The organism is Jejubacter calystegiae, assembly GCF_005671395.1.
In the GTDB taxonomy this organism is placed as follows: Bacteria; Pseudomonadota; Gammaproteobacteria; order Enterobacterales; family Enterobacteriaceae; genus Jejubacter; species Jejubacter calystegiae.
Genome location: NZ_CP040428.1, coordinates 3,818,257 through 3,840,693 on the forward strand (window position 1 = coordinate 3,818,257; position 22,437 = coordinate 3,840,693).

The 22,437-nt window shown below is 56.3% G+C and carries 18 protein-coding genes; 2 read left to right on the plus strand and 16 right to left on the minus strand.

The genetic code is table 11. The features are described from left to right. Positions 1-74: 74 nt before the first annotated feature. The 16 genes from FEM41_RS17590 to FEM41_RS17665 form a co-directional block, all read right to left on the minus strand. On the minus strand, positions 75-575 hold the full coding sequence (locus tag FEM41_RS17590) for a PaaI family thioesterase (RefSeq protein WP_138097486.1): 501 nt from the start codon (positions 573-575) through the stop codon (positions 75-77). A 1-nt stretch (position 576) separates the two neighbouring features. Beyond that, the gene (locus FEM41_RS17595) at positions 577-990 is read right to left on the minus strand and encodes a hypothetical protein (protein WP_138097487.1); all 414 of its coding nucleotides are present in this window, start codon (positions 988-990) and stop codon (positions 577-579) included. A gap of 123 nt (positions 991-1,113) precedes the next feature. Next, complete coding sequence (locus tag FEM41_RS17600; protein ID WP_138097488.1) at positions 1,114-1,581, minus strand: hypothetical protein; 468 nt, start codon at positions 1,579-1,581, stop codon at positions 1,114-1,116. A gap of 14 nt (positions 1,582-1,595) precedes the next feature. Continuing rightward, complete coding sequence (locus tag FEM41_RS17605; RefSeq protein WP_138097489.1) at positions 1,596-5,690, minus strand: RHS repeat-associated core domain-containing protein; 4,095 nt, start codon at positions 5,688-5,690, stop codon at positions 1,596-1,598. 94 nt (positions 5,691-5,784) lie between these two features. Further along, positions 5,785-7,413: a hypothetical protein gene (locus FEM41_RS17610; protein ID WP_138097490.1), complete on the minus strand. Its 1,629-nt coding sequence runs from the start codon at positions 7,411-7,413 to the stop codon at positions 5,785-5,787. A gap of 9 nt (positions 7,414-7,422) precedes the next feature. Beyond that, the gene (locus tag FEM41_RS17615) at positions 7,423-9,618 is read right to left on the minus strand and encodes a type VI secretion system Vgr family protein (protein ID WP_138097491.1); all 2,196 of its coding nucleotides are present in this window, start codon (positions 9,616-9,618) and stop codon (positions 7,423-7,425) included. 164 nt (positions 9,619-9,782) lie between these two features. Beyond that, positions 9,783-11,099: a sodium-dependent transporter gene (locus FEM41_RS17620; protein ID WP_138097492.1), complete on the minus strand. Its 1,317-nt coding sequence runs from the start codon at positions 11,097-11,099 to the stop codon at positions 9,783-9,785. 283 nt (positions 11,100-11,382) lie between these two features. Then, positions 11,383-12,024, minus strand: a complete 642-nt coding sequence (locus tag FEM41_RS17625; protein ID WP_138097493.1) for a hypothetical protein — start codon at positions 12,022-12,024, stop codon at positions 11,383-11,385. 2 nt (positions 12,025-12,026) lie between these two features. Beyond that, complete coding sequence (locus tag FEM41_RS17630; RefSeq protein ID WP_168198821.1) at positions 12,027-14,297, minus strand: M23 family metallopeptidase; 2,271 nt, start codon at positions 14,295-14,297, stop codon at positions 12,027-12,029. A 320-nt stretch (positions 14,298-14,617) separates the two neighbouring features. After that, entirely contained in the window at positions 14,618-15,040 is a 423-nt protein-coding gene (locus FEM41_RS17635; protein ID WP_138097495.1) for a DoxX family protein, read from the minus strand. Positions 15,041-15,104: 64 nt separating this feature from the next. Then, positions 15,105-15,938 (minus strand): arylamine N-acetyltransferase family protein, encoded by an 834-nt coding sequence (locus FEM41_RS17640; protein ID WP_138097496.1) that lies wholly within the window; start codon positions 15,936-15,938, stop codon positions 15,105-15,107. A gap of 87 nt (positions 15,939-16,025) precedes the next feature. After that, positions 16,026-17,321 (minus strand): PQQ-dependent sugar dehydrogenase, encoded by a 1,296-nt coding sequence (locus FEM41_RS17645; protein WP_421804475.1) that lies wholly within the window; start codon positions 17,319-17,321, stop codon positions 16,026-16,028. Further along, positions 17,311-17,745: a DUF2231 domain-containing protein gene (locus FEM41_RS17650; RefSeq protein WP_138097497.1), complete on the minus strand. Its 435-nt coding sequence runs from the start codon at positions 17,743-17,745 to the stop codon at positions 17,311-17,313. Before FEM41_RS17650 ends, FEM41_RS17645 begins: the two co-directional genes overlap by 11 nt. Positions 17,746-17,853: 108 nt before the next feature. Further along, positions 17,854-18,156 (minus strand): type II toxin-antitoxin system RelE/ParE family toxin, encoded by a 303-nt coding sequence (locus tag FEM41_RS17655; protein WP_138097498.1) that lies wholly within the window; start codon positions 18,154-18,156, stop codon positions 17,854-17,856. Continuing rightward, on the minus strand, positions 18,153-18,434 hold the full coding sequence (locus tag FEM41_RS17660; protein WP_138097499.1) for a type II toxin-antitoxin system Phd/YefM family antitoxin: 282 nt from the start codon (positions 18,432-18,434) through the stop codon (positions 18,153-18,155). The genes FEM41_RS17655 and FEM41_RS17660 overlap by 4 nt, the downstream gene beginning before the upstream one ends. Positions 18,435-18,541: 107 nt before the next feature. Continuing rightward, positions 18,542-19,447: a LysR family transcriptional regulator gene (locus FEM41_RS17665; RefSeq protein WP_138097500.1), complete on the minus strand. Its 906-nt coding sequence runs from the start codon at positions 19,445-19,447 to the stop codon at positions 18,542-18,544. 149 nt (positions 19,448-19,596) lie between these two features. On the opposite strand from FEM41_RS17665, the gene FEM41_RS17670 reads away from it, so the two are divergent. Then, complete coding sequence (locus FEM41_RS17670; protein WP_138097501.1) at positions 19,597-21,021, plus strand: M20 family metallopeptidase; 1,425 nt, start codon at positions 19,597-19,599, stop codon at positions 21,019-21,021. Further along, a complete protein-coding gene (locus FEM41_RS17675; protein WP_138097502.1) occupies positions 21,018-22,319 on the plus strand; it encodes an MFS transporter in 1,302 nt (433 codons plus the stop codon). Before FEM41_RS17670 ends, FEM41_RS17675 begins: the two co-directional genes overlap by 4 nt. The last annotated feature ends 118 nt before the right edge of the window (positions 22,320-22,437 follow it).

The following is a 22,437-nucleotide window of genomic DNA, read 5'->3' on the forward strand; positions in this document are numbered from 1 at the left end:
CGGGGCTACAGGTAATAGCCTGAAAGCAGCAGGATGGCAATGCCCGGGGCGGAATATGCGAGGCGGGACACCCTTCAGGAATCAGCGATGCGGCGCAGCTTCCATTTCATGATACCGTCCGCCACCGGCCCTGGAATGGTGAGTCCATGCCAGCGCAGGCTGCCGATACGGAAAGTGGCGCTGGCGGTAGCCAGAATATGGCCGCTGTCATTCAGCAGGCGTCCCGCGGTAAAGCAGATACCGCCCTTACGCTGTTCAATCCAGCCTTCGCCGCGGATCACTCCCGGTGCCGCCGGATGGATAAAACTGGTCTTTGATTCAATGGTCAGCGCAACCTTGCCGGGCGGCAGATCCAGATAAATCGCGGGTCCCATACAGTCGTCCAGCATCGCGCTCAAAATCCCACCCTGAATATTGCCCAGCGGATTGGTCAACCCCGAGCCCGCCTGATACTCAACATGAACCACGCCCTGTGCTTCATCGTAACGATCGAAGCGCCATCCCAGAGTCATGGCAGCCTTTGACAGCGGCAGTTGCCCATTAACCACCTTCCAGAACAGTGCATCAGGGTTCATATCATCCTCCGAAAAGTACCAGACCGGCCGCGCCCAGCGCAGCCATTATCAGAATCAGTCCTACAGGCGTTCTGGCGCCAGTTCTGGCCCGGAAGGACGCGGCAACCAGCGCCTGGGTTAACAGGCCGAAAGCAAACAGAGCGGCGAATGTCCACCATGCCGGGCCGCTCGCTTCGCGCCACAGGAGCGCCAGTAGCGTCAGGCAACTGAGCAGCCACGCCAGCCAGGCAAAACCCACTGCCCGCATCAACGCCAGGATCAGGTTCCTGACCCGTTCGTCGAGCTGTTCCCACTCTATGCCTACCCCCTGGCGGTGATAAGGCATAAAGGTCGGGCGTAGCAGGTAGATCAGGGAAAACAGCAGAACGAAACTAAAAGCCAGGATGATGAACAACAGACTTAACCACTGTGGCATCTTAACCCCCCGGGTTATCGGACCAGCGCCTGTTCAGGTCAGACCAGATTAAGGGTAGAGCCGAATGTTGGGATGTCAAATACAGTGGGTAGCAAACACTAACCCGGCAAGTGCCGCCAGTCTTCAACTTCCACCGGCAATTCTCTTCGGTTGTGCCCCATTCAATATATTATTAACAGCGGTCCATAGATCCTTTCCATGCAGTGTGACTATATCGTCATCAATACCGTATACCCAATTGAACCGATCCCTGACTAACCCTATCTCGCCTGAATAGGCATAGGCAAATGGGATTAAATTATTCAAGGAGAGGTCTTCTCCATAAATATCAATTCTGGTTTTAGGATAACTTTTCAAAACGCTTCTTATAGAGAAATCTAAAAACCACTCTTCATTATTAGTGGAATAAGTTAGCCGTTTATCAGCAAAAACCTTCAAAAAGGACTCAAATTCATCATCCAATAGATATCCCTTTTTCTCATAAAGAGCCAGAATCTCTGAATGACTAAAATCATCATTATATATTGATGAGCCTGAATATCCTGATTGTTTTAAAACTTCTTTCATCCTATCAGTGAGACGATTTGTCATGTATATCACCCTCATTATCTATGAAATGTTCCGGCAGTTGTTACTGCACAGTTTTTACACGGTTTTTTCGTTTTCCCCGTTCTGGTTTCAACAGAGTGAACGTCCATGTCTTGCATCCTTGCGCCACGCTCCGATAATGCTTTGTTAAGCGCATCAGGCTCTCCGCAATGATTTACGGGCCGTCCATTTGGTATTAGCGAATCTTTGGGCATGGCATCCAGTAATACAGGGTTGGAAATATCAGGCCGGACACCGGATTCACCAAAGAAAATTCTCCCGGTACGCCGGTCAACCACAGCCGTTACCACAACAGGAATACTTTTTTCGCTTCTCTTTTTCTGCCTTAACTCTGTCATTAGCTTTCTTGCATATTCTTTCGCATGCGTTTTCGCGGAAGGAACGCCGTCTAAACCAAAGGGGTCAATATAACTTAATGCATTAACGCCATACTGATAGGTGTTTATTCCACCCAACAGCCCGATGGGATCCTGACTAATATAATTGCCAGTCTGCGGGCAGTAATAGCGGTAGCGATTATAGTGCAGCCCGGTTTCGGCATCGAAGTACTGGCCCTGAAAGCGTAGCGGATTGTCGATCTGACTGGCGTAAACCTCTCCCGGCTCGCCCCAAACCCCACAGCGTTGCGACCAGACGATTTCGCCATTGCCTGCGGTCAGCCTCAGCGGCATGCCGTTCGGGTCACAGTGATAGTGATAGCTGTTGCGCTCGCCTTCCTGCTGGGTTAGCAGTGCAAACGGATAGAAACTGCCCGGGTAGTAGACATATTCCCGTAGATTGTTAAAGAGCGCCGCCTGGGCCTTCTGGCGTTTCAGACGACCTGCGACATCATACAGCGCCAGCGGTTGCAGCGGTGGGCCGCCCGGTGCGCTGACTTCCGCCTGTAATGCATCCCCCTGCCAGTAAAACCAGCGGGTTTCCTGGGCCGTTTGCTTGCACACCCGCCGCCCCAGGCCATCGTAAGCATAGTGCGTGACGTTGTCACCTTGACGTACGGCAATCAGTTGCTGGCTTTCGTCCCAGATAAACTCCTGGCGACTGCCGTCAGTATATCGGCGCTGACGTAAATTACCTGCTCTGTCAAAGAGATAGTGCGTATCGTTATAATCTCCTTCGCGATACCAGTCTTCCGGCGATGCATGGACTTTGTGCGTCAGCCGGTTGCCGGTTGCATCCTGGATAAAGCGATGGATATGCACCTGTGGATCGGTATGGGCCAGCAGCCGCCCGACCGCATCATAGTGATAGCCATCGTCCCCCCACTGGCTATCGCTGCGCCGGGTCATATTGCCCTGTCGGTCGTAGCGATAGCCGGTTGAAAACAGCGGTAATTCACCCTGTAGCGTTTGCCATGCGGTCAGCCGACCGTCACTGTCGTACTCTATCTGGCGCGCCACTTCGGCGCTCAACTGCTCTTTATTCAGTCTGCCCGCATGGTCATAAGTCAGCGTTACCGGTGAGTCATCATTGAGGGTAATCGAAGAGAGTTGCCCGGCATCATTCCAGCCAAACGCCACCCGATGCCCGGCGTCGCTTTCCCGCAGAACGGGCTGTCCGTTACCGTTATAGTGATGCCTTATTATAAAACCATCCTGCTCTTCGGTGACTATCCGGCCTGCGGCATCGTAACGCCATGCCAGTTGACGCCAGCCGTTATCGCAGCCGGTCATCTGACCGCTGGGATCGTAGCGATATTGGGTTAACAGCCGGTCGCCGCTGCGTTTCTCTTTCAGCCGACCGGCACGGTCATAACCATAATCGAGTGAGTGGCCTAACGGGTCGGTGCGGCGCAGCAAATGTTGGGTGGAATCCCACTGATAGCGGGTTGTCTGCCCCCAGTAATCCACCTCTTCGGTGACTCGCCCTAAGGCATCGCGCCGCAATTGCCAGCTCTGGTCCAGGGCATTGACCACCGCCGTTAGCTGGTCTTCGCTGTCATAGTGATAAGCCACGCGCTCGCCGTCCGCCGTCAGGCATTCGGTAACCATCCCGGTCCCGTTGTAACGCAGCCGGGTCTGATTTCCCTCTTCATCCTGATAGCACAGAGGTTGGTCTTCACGGTCATATTCTATGGTTACCCGCTCTCCACCCGGCGAAAGCATCTGAGTCAGCCTGTCTTTGGCGTCATACTCATAGCGGGTCTTTTGACCAGCGCCATCTCTTTTCAGACGCAAATTACCGCGCAGGTCGTGGCATAACTGGCACTGGGGTCCCTGACTACTGACTATACGTGCCGGAAAGCCATAGCGATCGTACTCCAGCGTGGTTCGCTCGCCGTCCGCGGACAGTAGTTCGACCATCTGGCCTTCTTCGTTATAGCGATAGCGTCTGGCAGCGCCAGTGGGATCGCGGGTTAACAGCAGGTTGCCGCGTGGATCGTAAGCCATTTCCCAGGTGGCACCATTCTCGTCTATCAGAGTCTCCTGGAGCGCCAGGTCGTTATAGATCAGGCTCAGGCGATGACCATCGGGCAGGATCTCTTCCCCGATTAACCCCAGTTCGTTATAACGCCACTGATGCCGTCTGCCGTCGGGATGCGTGACGCTGAGCGGGCGGCCCAGTTCATCATAGGTAAAGACCGTGTTACCCCCCAGCGGATCAATTTCGCTGACTGGTAAACCGCTGCTGTCAAAGCGGATATGACTGATATGGCCGAATGAGTCGGTCACTTCCACTTCGTTTAACAGATCGTGGTATACGAAGTGATAGTCATACAGCCCGCCATCACCCCAGGCGTGAATCACCCGCCAGTCGTGGTCCCAGGCGTAGTGGAAAGCCTGGCCGTTGCGATCTTCGTGGCGGATCATGCGTCGCTGTTGGTAGTCGAAGCGCCGGACGGCGCCCAGGGCATCAATTTCCGCCGCCAGTTGATGGTCTGCGTCGTACTCATAGCGGGTGAGCGGCGAATAAGCGTCGTTGTCGGTGTCGTACAGCCGCATGGCCTCAATCCGCTGACGCCGGGTGGTGATATGAATCTCACGGCCGGTCTTACCCGTAGCGACATACTCCACCAGTCGGACTAACTGCCCCTGCCTGCGCACGAACTGCCAGCGGTTACCGTTGCGATCCGCCAGCGCGGCCAGCGGCATGCTGACAGCATCGTCAAAGTGATACCGCTGGCCGTCGTTATCTTCATAGATCCAGCGCCGCTGTTGTTCGTCCTGTTCCCACCACAGGCGTCCGCCGTCCGGCAGGCCCGGCGTGGCATGCTGGCGGCCCGGCTGTTCTGGGATCTGTGCAAAAAGGGTCATCCCTCCCGGGCGGGTAAGCAACAGGCTGTCATTTCCATTACGCGCTAGGTGGATATCGGCGGGCGTTGACCAGCCGTAGCCGCAATATCCTGCCTCATCAACATCCGCCGAGGAGTAGCAGCGCACCCAATCCAACGTCAGTCGCCCCGGCAACAGGAAGTCCCGATGTTCCAGCGCCACGCTGCCATCCCGAATATCTACCGGCTCGGCCCGCAGTACTTTGCATTTCAAAAAACCGGGATCCATATTCTTAAACAGCTTGCGACGAAAGGCCTGAAACTGTTCCATAAATTTGCGATAGCGCGGCGTTTTTTTAAATTTTTTCAGCCCCTTACCCAGACCGGCTAACCCCGCGCGCATCATCAGCGCCACCACATTAATGGTGGAAGGCCCACCGACGATCACCTTATTCGGCAGCGCCAGATTGGTGGTTAGCGGCATGGTTAGCGATAGCGGTTTCGGTTTGCTGAGTCTCTTTGGCCGCAACGGCGGTATCATGCCGACAAAATTGCAGCTCAGCACCGGCATCGTGATGCGCGCAAAAGGTTCGCCGTCGGCCCGCACCGTCTGGCTTCCCATAAACAGTTCATCGTCCAGCTGCGGCCCGCCAGGTAAACGCAGTGGCGGCAGCCACGGGCCGCCGACGGGAATATGCACCGCCAGTCCGCCGGTGCCCGCACTGGCGCGTTTAATACCGTTGACGTTAACCGTGGTGCCCAGCACCGGCAGATAATCAAAAACGTCAAATACCAGCGCGATATGCGGTGTCGGCAATGGCCCAACCGGATAGGTGTGAATGTCTATCCCAAGCTGGGGATCAAAGTGCGAGCTTGAGTGCATAAGTCAGCCTCTGACGCTTTCCGGTCAAAACATCGCGCGCAGCAGGGCTTGCAGGAAGTTGCGCGCCTCGCTGGCCATCTCGTTGTCTGACAGGCTAACAAAGCCGATCGCCAGTAGTACGATCGCCACGATTATCACCACCTTTTTCATGCCGGGTCCTTGAGTCTGTTTGTTGGATAAATTCGCCCGCCGCGTCGTCCGGCTGGGCCATGGATTGCGGCATCTGCTGCCACTGCCCCGGCGGAGCATCGAACGGATGAGCGATGTCCGGCAGGCCATTCCAGTGGGGATGTAAATACTGGCGGCCAATGGCGACTATCTGGCGGAACGCCGGACAGCCATCAACAATTAACTGTTCGCGCTGGGTTCTGGCCCGCAGAAAGCTAAGCTCCAGGCTCTGCTGTAACCGGCATTCCACCTGCCTGACCACCGCAGGCGTCGCGGCGTGCCGTGCTACGGTGTTTTCAGCGTCAGCAATAAAGCGGTTCTTACGCTGCTGGTACGACTCTGCGCAGCGCTCCAGCGCCTGGGCGCGTCTGCTGTCCTGAAGATGTAGCAGATCCGAAAGCGCCAGCGGTAGCGTGGTTTGTGCCCGCTCCCCGGCCGACAGCGGGCGCGCGGCATCAATCGCCCGGGCATAATCGCTCATGGCCGCGATACCATCGCCACCCAGCACCAGGCAGCGTCCCGCCATCCGCCACCCCTCTATTTCCAGCACCCGATTTTCCGCCCGTTGGGCCAGCACGGCAGCCGCCCGGTATGCTTCGGCGGCCCGCCGGTATTCTCCGGCGCTAAACCACGCGCCGCCTTCGCCAAACGCGCTTTGCATTTGTAGCGCGGCCCGCAGCGGTTGAGCGCCGACAAACTGCGCTGTATGGCGAGCCTGATGATATGCCTCAACCGCCTTGTGGGGCGCGTTCCCCTTTAGCCAGGCGCCGCCGATCATGTTGTGCATCACCACCTGCTGTTCCGACCACCCCTTTTGATGCGCGATGGCCAGCGCCAGACCGGCCCGGGCTTCCACCTGCTGCGGTGTTCCCCGCTCCAGCAGCAGCATGGCATCGGCCATAAACTGCCGACAGCGCAGCCGATCGCTATCGCTATCACTTAGCTGGCTGGCGGTTTGCTGCATCAGCTTCATACCGTCGATATCCGGCGTTAACAGCCGCACCCGCCGGGGAAAGGCCTGCTGTAGCGCCTGCCAGGTGGGCTGTTCCAGGGTATCGATAAGCATCATCCGCACGTCGGGGGCTATCTGTTCCACGCTCTGAGTCAGCCAGCGCATTAGCGCCGCGTCATCGCTGACCGATTCCGGCGTCAGTACCGTCACCACATAGCGCAACCGATCCTGGTGCTCTTTTGCAAAGTTACCGAGCAGCGCCTGCCACTGCGCCGCGCTGTAACACGGCAACAGAGGCTCGAAATCCCAGCCCTGCTCGCCTTCGCTGGCTTCATAACGTTCGATAAACTCATCCGCCAGTTCATGGCTGTAGCCGTAGCCGGTGTCGAACGGCGCCATCAGGCCAATAAACAGATCCGGCGCGCTGTAATCCCCCGGCGGCTGCTGTTGCAGGGCGATAAATGCCTGCACCAGGCTTTCGGCATTCGCCTTTACCCGCCAGATAAACAGGCGCGCCTGCGGATCCTCGCTGGCTTCCAGCCACAGCAGCTCCAGTTGCGCCATTAGCTGTTCGGTGGGGTTTCTCGCGTGACTTTGCATCATCGGCTTCCGTCAGGCGTTAAGTTCGATTTTGCTGCCATTGACCATGACACCGTCGGCGTTGATGGTAATACTGGCGCCGCCTGCGACAATTTCGATGCTGCCGGGCGATAGCATGATGCCCGTGGATTCCCCCACGCTAATCTGGAATCTCTGCGATGCGCCGTCGCTCACCGTGCCGTCGGTATAGCGGGTATCGCCGCCGTTGATCACGATAGAGCGCCCTGCGCCAATACTGACTTCCTGCTTTTTGGTAATGATTTTGTTTTCATTACCGCCAATGGAGGCTTCGCGATTGCCGTTGACGCCCAGCGTTTGATGACCGGTCACCTGAACGCTGCGATTTTTGGCGATACTGACCTTCTCATTGCCGTTTACAGTGCGGGATCGCTCCTGGCTTACCGTCATGGTCTGATTGCCTTTCACCGTGGCGTCGTGATTGCCCGTGATGCTCTCGCTGCGGTTTTGCTGCACCGTCAGGGTTTCATTGCCCTCAATGGTGTCGCTGCGGTTCTGTTTGATGGTGGTGGTTTCGTTACCGCTGATGGTTTTGGTGCGATTTTGTCCAACGGCTACCGTTTCATTGCCATCAACGTTTTTGGTCCGGTTCTGTTTAATGTGGCTGGTTTCATCGGCACCGACGGTTTTGGTGCGATTGGTCCCGACAGTATGACTTTCCTCCATTTTAACGTTGGTATCCATATTGCGTTCGGCCTGAATCCACACCTGTTCGGCACCGGCCTTGTCTTCCAAACGCAGGGCGTTGGCATTTTCCGCCGAACCATCTTTGGTGCGGCTCATAAAGCCCATTTGCGTTGCCGCTGCCGGTAGCGCCCAGGGCGGCATACTGGCTTCGTTGTAGACCCGGCCAATCACCAGCGGCCTGTCAGGATCGCCATTGATAAAGTCGATCACCACTTCGTCGTTAACCCGGGGAATTTGCACCCCGCCAAAGCCCTGACCGGCCCAGGCGCTGGAGACCCGCACCCAGCAGGAGCTGGTATCGTCCCCCGCCGCCAGGCGATCCCAATGGAATTTCACTTTGATGCGGCCATATTTATCGGTCCAGATGGATTCGCCTTTCGGCCCGACTACTCTGGCGGTTTGCGGCCCGTAAGTCTTCGGCCACTCGGCTTCCTGCCGGGGGCGAAAGACGATATCCGCCGGTATGACATTGAAGTCGATACGCTGCTCGCTGGCTTCGCCGCCGCTGGCATATGGGTTATCGCGCAGCCGATATTCCGCCCGGGTGACCAGGTATTCTTCGCTGTCACGGGTCGAAGGCGCGTTATGCAGGCTGAAGGTGTGGCCCGGCGCTATCCCTAAGGCTGTGCCGGTGGCGCTAATCTGCTGATGTTCCGCCTGCCAGGCCTCCTGGCGGATGCGGGCATAAAACTCTCCATGCTGATGGTCGACAAAGCGTCCTGGCCAGTCGTAGACGTCTATCTGCCCCGGTTTCGGCGACGCCGGATTCTGCCGGGCCTGAAACAGCCAGGCATTGGGCTTGCGAAAGTCATAATCATCAAGGCTGTAAATACCCGGCGTCACTACATCGTTCACCGCCCACTGGCTGACCCCCTCTTCCCGGGTCGTGCCGCCGGATGCCGTTACGTGATACGGGATGCTCTCATAACCTTTGAACGGTTGGTGAGACTGTGGTGCATCCATCAACACCAGGGTATGTTTGCCCATTTCGTGGCGGAAAAAGTAGTAGATGCCTTCCAGCTCCATCAGGCGGCTGATGTAGTTGTAGCTACTTTCCTGATACTGCACGCAGTATTCCCACTGACGATAACTGCCAGTCAGGCGGTCTTCACACTGCACGTTCTGTTCCGCCAGCAGTGTTTTGACGATTTGCGGCACCGTCTGCTGCTGAAAGATGCGCAGATTGCGATCGCGCATCATCGGCCAGAGATCCGGTTCCAGACGCAGCTGATAGAGCGCATAGCGGGTGCCGTCGATCTCTTCGTTACGCAGCGCCGCTTCGGTCACTTTGCCATTCAGATAGCGAGGCGTAAGCAGATTCTGGGTGGGGATCGCCAGGGTGACGGACTGACCCAGCAGAGCTCGCCTGTCGAGGTGGAAATTCTGGCTCAGTAGCGCCACCTGAAAGGCGAATGGCCGGGAAAGTTGTTCACTGCCCTGCAGTGACAAAAACTTCAGCTCGTCAGGGCCGAGAGGCGTATGTGCGGTAATTCTGTCCAGCATAAACATCCCCCGTGCGTAGAGACATCAGATTAAAGAAGAAAGTCGCATCTGAAGTCTGGCACAAGATGTCACACGGATTGGTTTATTCAGAAATTACCTCAGCGTATGCACTGAAATTTGGTGCTGGCGCACGCTTCTGGCGCCAGCACCGCTAAGACGGGAAACTAGCCGAACACGCCGTGCAGCAAAATAGCGCCGATAAACAGCGGTGCGATAAAGCGCCAGGTGAGCTTCAGGCAGCCGCGCCAGAATGGCGAAAGATCGCCGGGCATCAGCGCAGCGCTCTTCTTCGACCAGCCAAACCACAGACTGATGGCGATACCGAACAGCGGCATCATCAGGTTCGAGGTCAGATAGTCCAGAATATCGAACAGGGTCTTATTAAACAGCGTCCAGTCTTTGAGAATACCGAACGACAGGGTAATCGGAATACCTGCCAGCATGACGCTGGCGGTAGTCAGCAGCGCGCTGTTACGCCGTGACCAGCCAAAACGCTGTTGCAGGAAGGTGACGATATGTTCCAGCAGCGAGATTGAGGACGACAGCGCCGCTACCAGCAGCAGCAGGAAGAACATCACCGCCCAGATAATGCCGCCCGGCAGCCAGTTAAAAAACACCGGCATAGTCATAAAGGTCAGGCCCGGGCCGGAATCCATCCCCAGCCCTGAAGCGCTCAGCGCCGGGAAGATCATCAGCCCCGCCAGGACGCAGACGATACAGGAGAGGATCACCACCCACAGTCCGGAACGGGCGACGCCGCGGTTATCCGGCAGATAGGCTCCATAAGTAACATGCACCCCCAGCCCCACCGACAGCGAAAAGAAGGCCAGCCCCAGCGCATCCAGCACGCTACCTGCGGTGACATGCGAAAAATCCGGGTTCAGGAAAGTATGCAGACCGGCCGAGGCGCCGGGCAACGACATACCGGTGACGATCAGCACCAGCATAATCAGAAACAGCAGCGGCATCATGATTTTGCTGCCCTTCTCCAGCCCGCTCTGCACGCCGCCCAGCACCACAAAACAGGTCAGGCCGCTGAACAGCAGATGGGTCAACACTGGCCAGACCGGATGGCTGATGTAGTCGTTAAACAACTGACCCAGTTGTTGGGTGCTGCCGGTGCTGAGTTTCCCCGCAGCCGCCAGTCCGGTGTAGCCGATGGTCCAGCCCCCCACCACGCTGTAGAAGCTGAAGATAAACCAGCCGGTCAGTACCCCCATGCCACCCAGCCAGCGCCAGCGTGGTCCTGCAGCCTTCTTAAAAGCGTTCACCACGCCGGAGTGGGTTGCGGCTCCCAGCAGAATCTCGGCCAGCAGTATCGCCAGGCCCAGCGTAAAGCTGAAAAACAGGAACATCAGCACAAAGGCGCCACCGCCGTTGGTGGCCGTGACATAGGGGAATTTCCAGATGGCGCCAATGCCGATGGCGGATCCCGCGGCGGCAAGGACATGCCCGAGACGGGATGACCACTGTTGACTCATGAATTACGCTCCAGGGGTAGCGGTGACAGACCGACGATTTCCATTCATCAGGCGCCAAAATAGAATAAAAAATAGCAAATCCGCCTCTTTTCCGCTGGCAGATAGTGAACTGAGGCTGAAGAATAGGGAAATATGCTGTGGGAGGCAAGGTGAGCGCGGGATGATACCTATGGGAACGAAGAGTCACGCTAAGAGATTGTGGTAAGCCAAGGCAAGCAAAAAGATCCTTATTAGATCCTTTTGCCTCTAAAAGCCTGAGCTGTTTTATGACCCTGAATTGGGGTCAGTTATTTGATTTTTCTGGCAGCCCCATTTCGACGGTCTCAAGGGATTTGAGCATATAGGGGGTGAAATCGACTTCCTTTCCGTCGTAGGCCACTGGACCGTAGCCACAAATCGCAGAATAGCTCTGGTTTTGTATCAGGCAAAATGAGAGATTTTTTTGCACCCCTTTCTTTTTTTCCCACAAAGGAATATTGCTGTCGATAACCGCATAGCCACGGGCATTGACGGCCTGGATATTATACAGCTCCAAAGGCTGTAATTCGCTCAGACTTTTGATGCCATAAACCTCCAGAGAACGCCGGGTACTTTCCCTACTCAGGGTGTACCTTTTCTTTCTCCATACTCCTGTTTTTTTATCAAGGTAGACCTTTTCAGGTAGGACTTGCCCTGGCCCATATCCATCCTCAATAACATCAACAGAGAACAGGCAACGCCAGGGATCCGATGGGTATTTCTTATGTTCAGGAGGATGAAATACTTTCAAGGAAATAACCTTGCAGCCGCCTGTAGCCGCCAGATAGTTACTCGATGTGATTTGATCAAATAAATTTTCACTGAATTTATCAGGCGTAGAAATCTCCGGCGTTATTTTTCCAAAGGAAAAAAAAGGGGTCGTCATTAGCAGTAATAATTTTTTCATTATCATCTCCTTAGCTGGTCTGATTCAGGTTTTTCGTTGACCAGATTGTTATTACTGTCCGGGAATTTTTGCTCGGTAAGGACGGCTATCGCGCTGCCGTATACGCAGCAGCGGTCATGAAAGCCATTCAGGCCCCGGTATTCTCTGTTGTTGATCTGGTTTGGCAGGTTAACGGCGGCGCTGGCCTGCCAGAATGCCTGGCTGCGATAGTAAATCTTTATCCCGCTCCGCCGGGTATTAACGCTGCATCGCTCCAGGACATGTTCGCTGTCAGCATAATACGCCATATTTGTTGATACCCAGTAAAATCCGGCGCTGCTGGCTGCCTCATGCAGGTCGCTGCTGACGTTATTTCTCCACCGAATAATGTTTTCAGGGACGTGGTTTTCAGTATCAGACAGGTGATTGTCGGTATAACGAAGGTCCCGGTTTGAATACAGACGGCTGTATTCCCTTATCAGGGCGTTTTTAATATTTTCAGGGTAGGTTCTTCCCCTGAAGGTTCTTCCCCTGAAGCTGAAATACTTAAAGTAGTTTTCAGGATTAGTGAGCTGTAACAAACCGCGCCCGTACCACGGGTAATACCAGATGTTATAGCGGCGAATGACCCGACCTGTGTGCGGATCCCTTTCCGTATACCGGTAGCCTTCTTCCATGGACCCCAGCCAGCCCGTTTCCTGTATACCGTTCCCCAGAAAACAGGCAATGCGCAGCGGGGTGGTAATCAGGTGTTTCTGCATTGCCCTGTTCATATGCGTGCGGATATTGTCCGCGACGCTCCCTGCGCCATCCCGGTAAGTGATATCCTCCCATCGGTAATCATTCCGGCCGACCATTCTTAACAGGTACCGGGGAACAAGTTGTTTCAGCTCCGGTTTACTGAGCCAGCAGCACTTACGGAAGTGGCTGATGAATGCCACCGGATGGAAATGCCACAGCCTGCCTGTGCCGGGGGTACCCGCGTCAAAGCACAGCGCAAAGACATGGTCCCGGAGCTGGCTATAGTCCTTTTCTGCCATCGCAGGAACATCGTCAGAGCCGGTTTTCAGCCAGTCATAGCGCGGGTCAAAGGTGGATGCATTCCATTCCAGCGGGAAATGACAGACCAGACGGCTGCTCAGGTCGTTCAGATGTCCGCTTTGCTGCAATCCGGCAATAAGGGGGGAGTTACACTGGCTGTTATTGTCCGTGTCATCGTTCACCATCCGCCACCCTGTCCAGTGCGGGAAGTCAGCATCGCTGAATTTTTTGATGTCGGAAGAGGCCAGATTGACCATACCCGTCCCGCCGGGAAAGCTGACGGTACGCCACAGTGGGGCATTAGCAGGCATCAGGGTTTCATGTCCGGTACTGATGACTCGCCCGAAGCGGAGCAGTTCGAAACCGGCAGAGGGATTCTGCGGGTAAAGGCGCCTGGATATGTTGTACAAATTGTATTCATATTTCAGCGATGTTTCTGTCATGGTATTGTCTGTCGGATTGGCGTCGGTGTTCACCAGCGGCTCCCCCACCAGGTCGAAGAGCGCCGCCATGGTGGCGTTCTGCCTGCGGGTGACCATCGTACAGTCCCCTTTTTCGAAGGTCATGCTGACGAACAGCGGTTCCGCACTGGTATGAACGACATTCAGGTGGTCTGTGTCCGGTGAGGCTGAATTAGGCACGAAGGCGTAAAAGTGTGTTCCGGGGGGGAGGTAAAAATGGATATCGCCATAAACGGTATCGGCTCTGCCGTCACGGGTGATATCCAGCTCTGGAGTGGTTCGCCCGGTCAGTTTCAGCATATTTTCGTTGTCACAGAACACCTCAAAGTGAAAGGCATTCACGTTATCCACCATGCCGCTTTGCCCGATGCGGTCCCTGCGCCAGACTCTGGCTCCGTTCCTGATAGCGGGATCCAGCCTGTCCCGGAGGTGCATATACAGGGAGTAATACACGACGCTGCAGTTTTCCCCGATCTCGGTTTCATGCTTCAGCAGCACATAGCCGTCATCGGTTCTGCCATTGTAATTCAGCGGGAAGGCATCGCGCCTGTCGGTGGAGGACGGCGAACGGAAAGAGATCACCATCCCATCCGCGATGGCGCGGACAAATTCGATGGAATCGTATCCTTCCGCCTGGCGGTCAGTGTGAAGAACATGTACGCCACCGTGCCATGAGGCGTTCTGGTTGAGAGGAAAACCCCGGTTGATATCCACGGGCATCATTCTGTTTACCCATGACGGGTCACTTTCTCCGGCGTTCCTGGAGCGGATAAACGGCGGGCTGATTATCATTCTGACTTCCTGTCTGATGTGTAGGATCCATAAAAACGCAAAATAGCACAATTCTATTTAAGCGTTGTGCACTGGCAAAGAAAATACGGAATTAATTACATTGATGATGCAGATTACCTTCGATGTAATGGCCTGAGTTAACCGGGGGTAAAACCGTCATACAGTTTCCAGAGCCATCTTAGCGGAAAGTGGAAAGCAGTTGTGTCGTGTCATCTTGGGCACAGGGGAACTCTAAATTGGTTAGTAAGTTTTCGTTCCACTGAATGTCAGAACCCGATAAAAATAAAGCTGCAGGTCTTTAGCCCGCAGCTTTCTGTTGATTAGCGGCGATCGAGTGAGATAGCGCCGGGCCCGGTAATGGCCAGCAGGATAAAGGCCCCAGCAATGCTTACATTCTTATAAAAATTAATCATATTAGGCTGAACGGCATCGCCGGTCATATTCCAGTAGGCATGGCCGATAAAGGCCGTGCCCAGAGTATAGAAAAAGAACAGTACGGCAACGGGGCGGGTAAAAAAGCCCAGCGCAATCAGAATCGGCGCCACTACTTCCATCACCACCGCCACCCCGGCGGCCACGGTCGGCGCTGGCGCGCCCAGCATTGCCATGTACTGCACCGTGCCGCTAAAGCCGGTCAGTTTAGGCAGGCCAAAAATAAAGAACAGCGCAACAATCATCAGACGTGCAATCAGCAACAACAGCGGCGTGGCACCGCCAAAAGAGAGATACCTTAGAGAGTTCATGATTTTTGCTCATTAAGCAGTTAATGTCTTTTAACGTTAATACATTGCGTTCAGGTCCGCCACTTTATTTAAGGATTTTCAAATCAGACCATATTTGATGAAATGCCGTTTCGCTAATTCCGTGAGTTTTATCATCCGTCCCTAAATTAAATGCCTGACGCAGTGCGGTAAATAATGAAGATGAATCGTTAAATAATTGTTGCATTTCATTCCCATCGCTGTCGCAGCGGGTCAGTCGATCGTTATAAAGGCGTAGCTGCCCGCCATCGGGGAGCCAGCGCGACATCAGCAGATGATGGCGGAAATGGGATTCCGGCCAACTGGCGACATAGTGGTTAGCCATCTGATAATCGCTGGGGTACTGCATGGCTAAATCGAACAGATAGAGCGGTTGCCAGTTTTCCTCCTGCCAGCGTTGCAGCAGCCAGCCTGGTTCCTGGCGCACCAGACGGTAACGACCGTGGGGCGTCTGCTGGGGTTGATCGGCCATCAGCCGTATCGGCGCGCTTAGGGTACTGCCGCCAAAGCCGACATCGGCCAGCCACCATTGATCGTCAATGCGGATACGCATCAGCCGGTGAGTGCGCGGCGGCATTTCCGCGGGCGCCATCACCAGCACCCGGGCCGCCAGATCCTCGACGTCGAATCCCAGAGCGTTCAACGCCAGCTTTAACAGACCGTTCTGCTCAAAGCAGTAGCCGCCGCGCCGGGCGACAACCAGCTTGGCGAACAGCGATTCGGCGTCGAGCTGAATGGGGCGCTCCAGCAGCACATCCAGGTTTTCGAAAGGAATGGCGCAGACATGGTGCAGATGAATATCGCGCAGCGTCGCAAGGTCGGCCTGCGCCCTGCCCTTATAGTCAATGCGCGTCAGATAGCGCGTCAGACAGAATTTCATCGCCGTCTCCGTTGCAGGCTAAAGGGCTATTACAGCATTTCTGTGGGGAGCCATCGCGCCAGAAGTGCGCAATGGCCCCCGTTTTTGCTATTCGCGGGTAGAGACGCGCCATACCGCGCTACCGGCGTCGTCAGCAATCACCAGCGCGCCTTCGCCATCCATGGTCAGACCTACCGGCAAACCGCGCACCGTCTTCTGATCCTCTGACAGGAAGCCCGTGACCACCGGCTGGGGTTCGCCCACCGGTTTGCCATCCTTAAAGGCCACCCATACCACTTTATAGCCGTTGAGCGGCGAGCGGTTCCAGCTACCGTGTTCACTCACAAAGGCGCCGCCCCGATAGTTCGGCATATTGTCGCCGGTATAGAACAGCAGCCCCAGCGGCGCTACGTGGGAACTCAGGGCATAGTCGGGTTTGATGGCCTGCTTCACCAGATCCGGGCGCTGAGGCTGTGCCCGCTCATCAAGATGCTGGCCAAAGTAGCTGTAAGGCCAGCCGTAGAAGCCCCCTTCCTGCACCGCAGTCATATAATCTGGCACCAGATCGGCGCCTATCTCATCACGTTCGTTAACGATGGCCCACAGCTTGCCGGTCTGCGGTTCCCACTGGAGTCCGGTGGGATTGCGCAGGCCGCTGGCGTAGATACGGCTGGCGCCGCTGTTACTGTCCACCTCCAGTACCGCGGCGCGGCGGTATTCGGCATCCAGCCCGTTTTCACCGATATTACTATTGGAGCCCACGCCAACGTAAAGCTTACTGCCATCCGGGCTTGCCAGCAGCGCTTTGGTCCAGTGATGGTTAACGCCAGACGGCAGCTCGGTCAGTTCCCGACCGGGATCGCTGATATGGGTCTGACCGTTCTGATAGGGGTAAACCCTCAGGCTATCGGCGTTGGCGACATAGAGTTTGTTGCCGACCAGTTGTACGCCGAACGGTGAAAACAGGTGATCGAGGAAGGGAAACTTCTGCCAGCGACCATCGTCCTGCTTACGCAGCAGCGTGATACGGTTTCCTCCGGCGCCCCCTTTCCCCGAGGCATTTTTAATGATGCCGGTAATCAGTTGTTTGGGCATACTGGTCGGCTTCGGCGGCCCGCTGGCTTCCACTACCAGAATATCGCCATTTGGTAGCGTATAAAGCTGGCGCGGATTCATCAGGCCATCGGCGATTTTTTCGATCTTCAGCCCTTCGGCTACCTGAGGCATCTCTCCCTGCTTCCAGGGCACCCCTTCCGGCACCTGCATCGGCGGAATCAGAAAGTTTCGCGCTTCGGGCAGTTCCGGGTTGGGACCGACCTGACTCATGGGATCCAGTTTGGCGCTATCGTCACAGCCAGCCAGCAGCAGCGCGCCTGCCAGCGCTAACAGTTTTTTATTCATCATTCTCCTCCCGGCTTCGATCACGCAGTGCCTGTTGCAGATTGGCGATGGTCAGCAGTACCACTACCAGCGTGGAAAGCGTTACACCCAGGGGCACCACGGCCCAGGCATCACGGCTGTGAACAAAGGCGTTGATAATCGCCAGCACGATGGCGACCAGCGACAGCCAGAAGTGAACCTTTACCGGCGAGCAGGCGCTACTGCCGCCGCTCCACACCAGAAACAGATTCAGCAAACGCGGGATAATGGCGATGACCAGACCCATGGCAATCAGCCAGCTCGCGCCGTGGGTCCAGAATATCTGGGTACTGTTGATATAGATGATGTCGAATAACCAGGCAGCGGCAAAGAAGCCCAGCGGTAGCGGATTTAGCAGTTCATAGAGGCCGGTGATTACCGGCCCCCGCCCAAAGGTTTCACTCTTCATTCACAGTCTCCTTGTTGCTTAAGGTATGAACGGTCGCGAAGGGTGCGGCCGTATCTTGCCTGTGATGAAGCGTAGCCGAAGGTGGCGGGAAATGCGTCAGGCGAAATATTATGGATGAGGGAAATGGCGCACGGGATCCTGCGAGTGGTGCAGCACGCCGATAATGACGATTCCGTCATCGGTTTCGCGGTAGTAGATCAGGTGACTTTGACAGGGAAAGCTAAAGATACCATCGCCGAGATCGTCGCTGCGATCGCGACCGGGAGATGGATGCCGGTCAAGAATATCGGTCATCGTCACACGCAGCGTCTGCGCATATAAACTGGCCACATCCCGCCCCCAGCGATGCTGAGAATATGCCCGTATCTCACGAATCTGGGTTCGCGCATCCGTGGTGAACCGTACTGTCATCCCTGATTTTTTCCGGCCTTACTCAGTTCGTCTGGCGTAAGTTCACTGAATACATCATCAATATCATGTAACTCGCCCCGCTCAGCCTGAGCGATAGAGTGCGCCAGGGTGGCTCGGAGATAACGCAGCTTCAGCGCTTCAATTTCGTTGTAGTCTTCCCAGGACATCACAACCACTTTTGGACGTCCATTTTTGGTAATACTGACGGGCTCCCGCATGGCCTGGCTGATAAGTTCACCAAACTGTACCTTTGCTTCACTGGCGGTGAAACTGTTCATGACGACCTCCGGATCGATTAAATCGTACCTGTTCGAGCATTTCGTACCTGTTGGTAGCGATATTAATCCCGTCGGTCGCATGATGCGAGTTTTTTGACCGCTGCGGTTTAATCAGGCGCGCCGTACTGGTCAAGCTGCTGGCGGGTAAACTCAATAAATTGCGTTAGCGCCGCCGAACGGTGCCGCCCTGAAGGCGCCTGAAGTTGCAGGGTTCGCTGGCTGAGCGACGGGCTGTCGACCGATCTTAGCTGCATACCGTCCTGCCGTGCGCGCCACAGCACGCTAAAGTGGCTACAGGCGCTAATGGCCTGCGGCGTGTTGAGGGTAAACATATAGAGGGTGGCGAAATTATTGGCGCTCAGCACCGGTTCAAGGAAAGTCCCCTCCATCCGGCACGAAAGATCGACCAGCTGGCGAATGGTGGTGCCCTGCTCCGGCAACGCCAGCGGATAATGACGTAAATCCGCCATTGCCACCGGCTGGCGGGTCAACGGGTGGTCGGGTTGCATCAGCAGCAGCACCGGCGCGGGCCAGGAGTCCACAATATCCACATCGCGCTCCGGGGCCAGACTGAACTGAAACGCCAGGTCGCAATTGCCGTTACGGGCCCACTCCGCCACCTGCATCGCCGTACCCACCTGTAATTCAAAGGTGACGCCGGGATGCTGATGCCGGAAACGACTCAGTAATCCTGGCAGCAGATCGAACGCCATGCCGTCGGTACAGGCAATACGGACCAGCGCGCGACGGATTGCCGTCAATCCCTGAATCGCGGCGATGGCGTGTTCCATATCCAACATGCTTTTACGCACGTGATTTTCCAGAATCTGTCCGGCATCGGTCAGTACCATGCCCCGGGCGTGGCGTTCAAACAGCGGCACCCCAAGCCGCCCTTCCAGTTTCTGGATCTGGCGGCTGATGGCCGAGACGGCTACATACAGTTGCTGACTGGCGCTGCTCAGCGAGCCGCTGGCGGCCACAGCCAGAAAGTAGCGTAATTCGGTATTTAACATGGCCCTGCCTCCTGGTTGTGCATTCTGCTTTATATAAAAGGCAAAGGTCAGTTGCAATTATTATGATTGTGGCAATGCTTGCGCTGGTTTAGAACAAAATGACAACAACAGAATCCGGCCGGACCGGAACCGCAGACAGGGCAAACACCATGACATTACAACAGACCGTAGATCAGGCGCTGACCTGGTTCGACAGCGGCGCGTTCCGCGAACGGCTTGCGCAGCGCATTGCCATTCGCGGCGAAAGCCAGCGCAGCGACAGCGATGACGCACTGATGCAGTATTACCGGCAGGCGCTGACGCCGGAGCTGAGCCGCATGGGTTTTGATATCGAAATCCTCGACAATCCCCGGCGCGCCGACAGACCTTTCCTGCTCGCCAGCCGCATTGAGGATGAAGCCCTGCCCACGCTGTTGGGCTACGGCCACGGCGATGTGGTGTTTGGCAACCCGGAACGCTGGAGTCCGGGGCTCTCCCCCTGGCAACTGGTGGAACGCGATGGCCGCTGGTACGGGCGCGGCAGTGCCGATAATAAAGGACAGCACAGCATTAATCTGGCGGCGCTGGAGCAGGTATGGCAGGCGCGCGGCGCCCGGCTGGGATTTAACTGCAAATGGCTGTTCGAACTCGGTGAGGAGATAGGCTCCCCCGGTCTGGCGGAAGTCTGCCAGCAGATGAAAACGGCGCTGAAAGCCGATCTGTTGATCGCCTCTGACGGGCCACGACTTAATGAGTCCCGCCCCACGCTGTTTCTGGGCTCCCGTGGCAGCGTAAATTTTCGCCTCATCATCCGGGCCCGAAGTCAGGATTATCACTCCGGCAACTGGGGCGGCCTGCTGAGTAATCCCGGTACTCAACTGGCCAGCGCCATCGCATCGCTGGTGAATGCCCGGGGTGAATTGCAGGTTGCTGCGCTGCGCCCTCCCGCCCCTACGCCCGCGCTGCGCGCTATCCTTGCGAAGGTAGAGCCCGGCGGAAATCCCGGCGATCCGTCCCTGAGCGACGGCTGGGGGGAGCGCGAACTCACGCCCGCAGAGCGCCTGTTTGCAGGCAACACCCTTGAGGTGCTGACCCTGCTGGCCGGAAATCCGCAGCAGCCGATGAACGCCATTCCCGGTCAGGCCAGCGCCGTTTGCCAGCTACGCTTCGTGGTGGGCACCGACTGGCAGAACCTGGCGCGCCATATTCGCGAACATCTCGACGCCCGGGGCTTTACCATGGTGGAGATCGAAGAGGTGCGCGGCACCCCGGCCACCCGTTTTGATCCCACCGATCCGCTGGTCGACTGGGCGCTGGAGGCGATGAATGGCGTAACGCCGCATCCGCCTGCGCTGCTGCCGAATCTGGGCGGATCCCTGCCCAATGATGTCTTTGCCGATATTCTGGGGCTGCCCACGCTGTGGGTGCCGCACTCCTATCCCGCCTGCGGCCAGCACGCGGCGGATGAGCATCTGCCGGTGCAACTGGCCCGTGAAGGGCTGGAAATTATGACCCGCCTTTATTACGACTTCGGCGAGCGTGGCGCACAGTTGCTGGCGCAGCACCAGGCGCACCGTAACGGAGGTGAGGCATGAGCAAAGAAAATACGGCGGTACGGCCGGGGTTGTATAAAACCCTGTTCGCCACCTGCATCGGCAACGCGCTGGAGTGGTTCGATATTGCCGTCTACGGCTTTTTCGCCAGCTATATCGCCCGCGCCTTTTTTCCCACCAGCGATCCTTCGGTGTCGCTCATGCTCGCTTTCGGAAGTTTTGGCGTCGCATTCCTGGTACGGCCGTTAGGCGCCGTGGTACTGGGAACGCTTGCCGACCGGCGCGGACGCAAGGCTTCGCTTTTGCTGTCGATTAACCTGATGATGATTGGCGGCGCGATTATCACCTTTATGCCCGGCTATCAGAGTATCGGTCTGGCGGCGCCACTGCTGATTCTGCTGGCCCGTCTGATTCAGGGCTTTTCGGCCGGTGGTGAATTCGGTAGCTCCACCGCGTTTCTGGTGGAGCATTTTCCGGAGCGCCGCGCTTTTATCGCGAGCTGGCAGTTTGCCACCCAGGGTGCCAGCACCCTTTTGGCTTCGGCCTTTGGACTGGGGTTGGCTCAGTGGCTAACCGAACAGCAGATAGCCGACTGGGGCTGGCGCATTCCCTTTGCCTTCGGGCTACTTATTGGCCCGGTAGGGCTGTATATCCGGCGCAATATCCACGAGCCGGAAAGCTGGCGTCAGCAGACCCGTCCCCCGGCGGCACCGCTACGCACCCTGTTTGCCAGCCAGAAGACGCTGCTGCTGACCGCCATCGGGCTGATGGTGATCTCCACCGCCATTAATTACATGCTTAATTATGTGCCGACATGGGCCACCCGCACCCTGGCGCTGCCTGCCTCCGCCGCTTATGGCGCAACCCTGGTGGCCGGGGTAATTCTGACGGTGGTTACGCCGCTGGTCGGCCTGTGCGCCGAACGGATTGGCCGCCTGCCGCTGATGTGGGGTTCGCTGGGAATGCTGGCGGTGACCATTCTGCCTGCCTTCTGGCTAATGAGCCTGCATGTCACACCGCTGACTCTGATAGCCCTGGTGGCCTGGATGGCGCTGCTGAAATCAGTCTACTTCGCCACTGTTCCGTCGCTGATGGCCGATCTGTTCCCTATCGCCACCCGGGCTTCGGGAATGGCCATTAGCTACAACGTGGCGGTCACGGTGTTTGGCGGATTCGCTCCCTTTATTTGCACCCTGCTTATCAGCGCTACCGGTAGCCACCTGGCGCCCAGTTACTATCTGATGAGCGTGTCGGTGCTGAGCGTGCTGGCGCTGTACAACACCCGGCGGCGGGATCATCGCCAGTCGCGCAAAACGGTGGAGCGCGGGACGGTTTCCTGAATTTCAGAGAATGGTGTCATTGCGCTGAGCGATATTATTTCTCAGCGTAATGACAAGGTCATCAGCGATAGTTAACACTAAGCAGGCAATACCTGGTATCATTCTGATATAACGCATA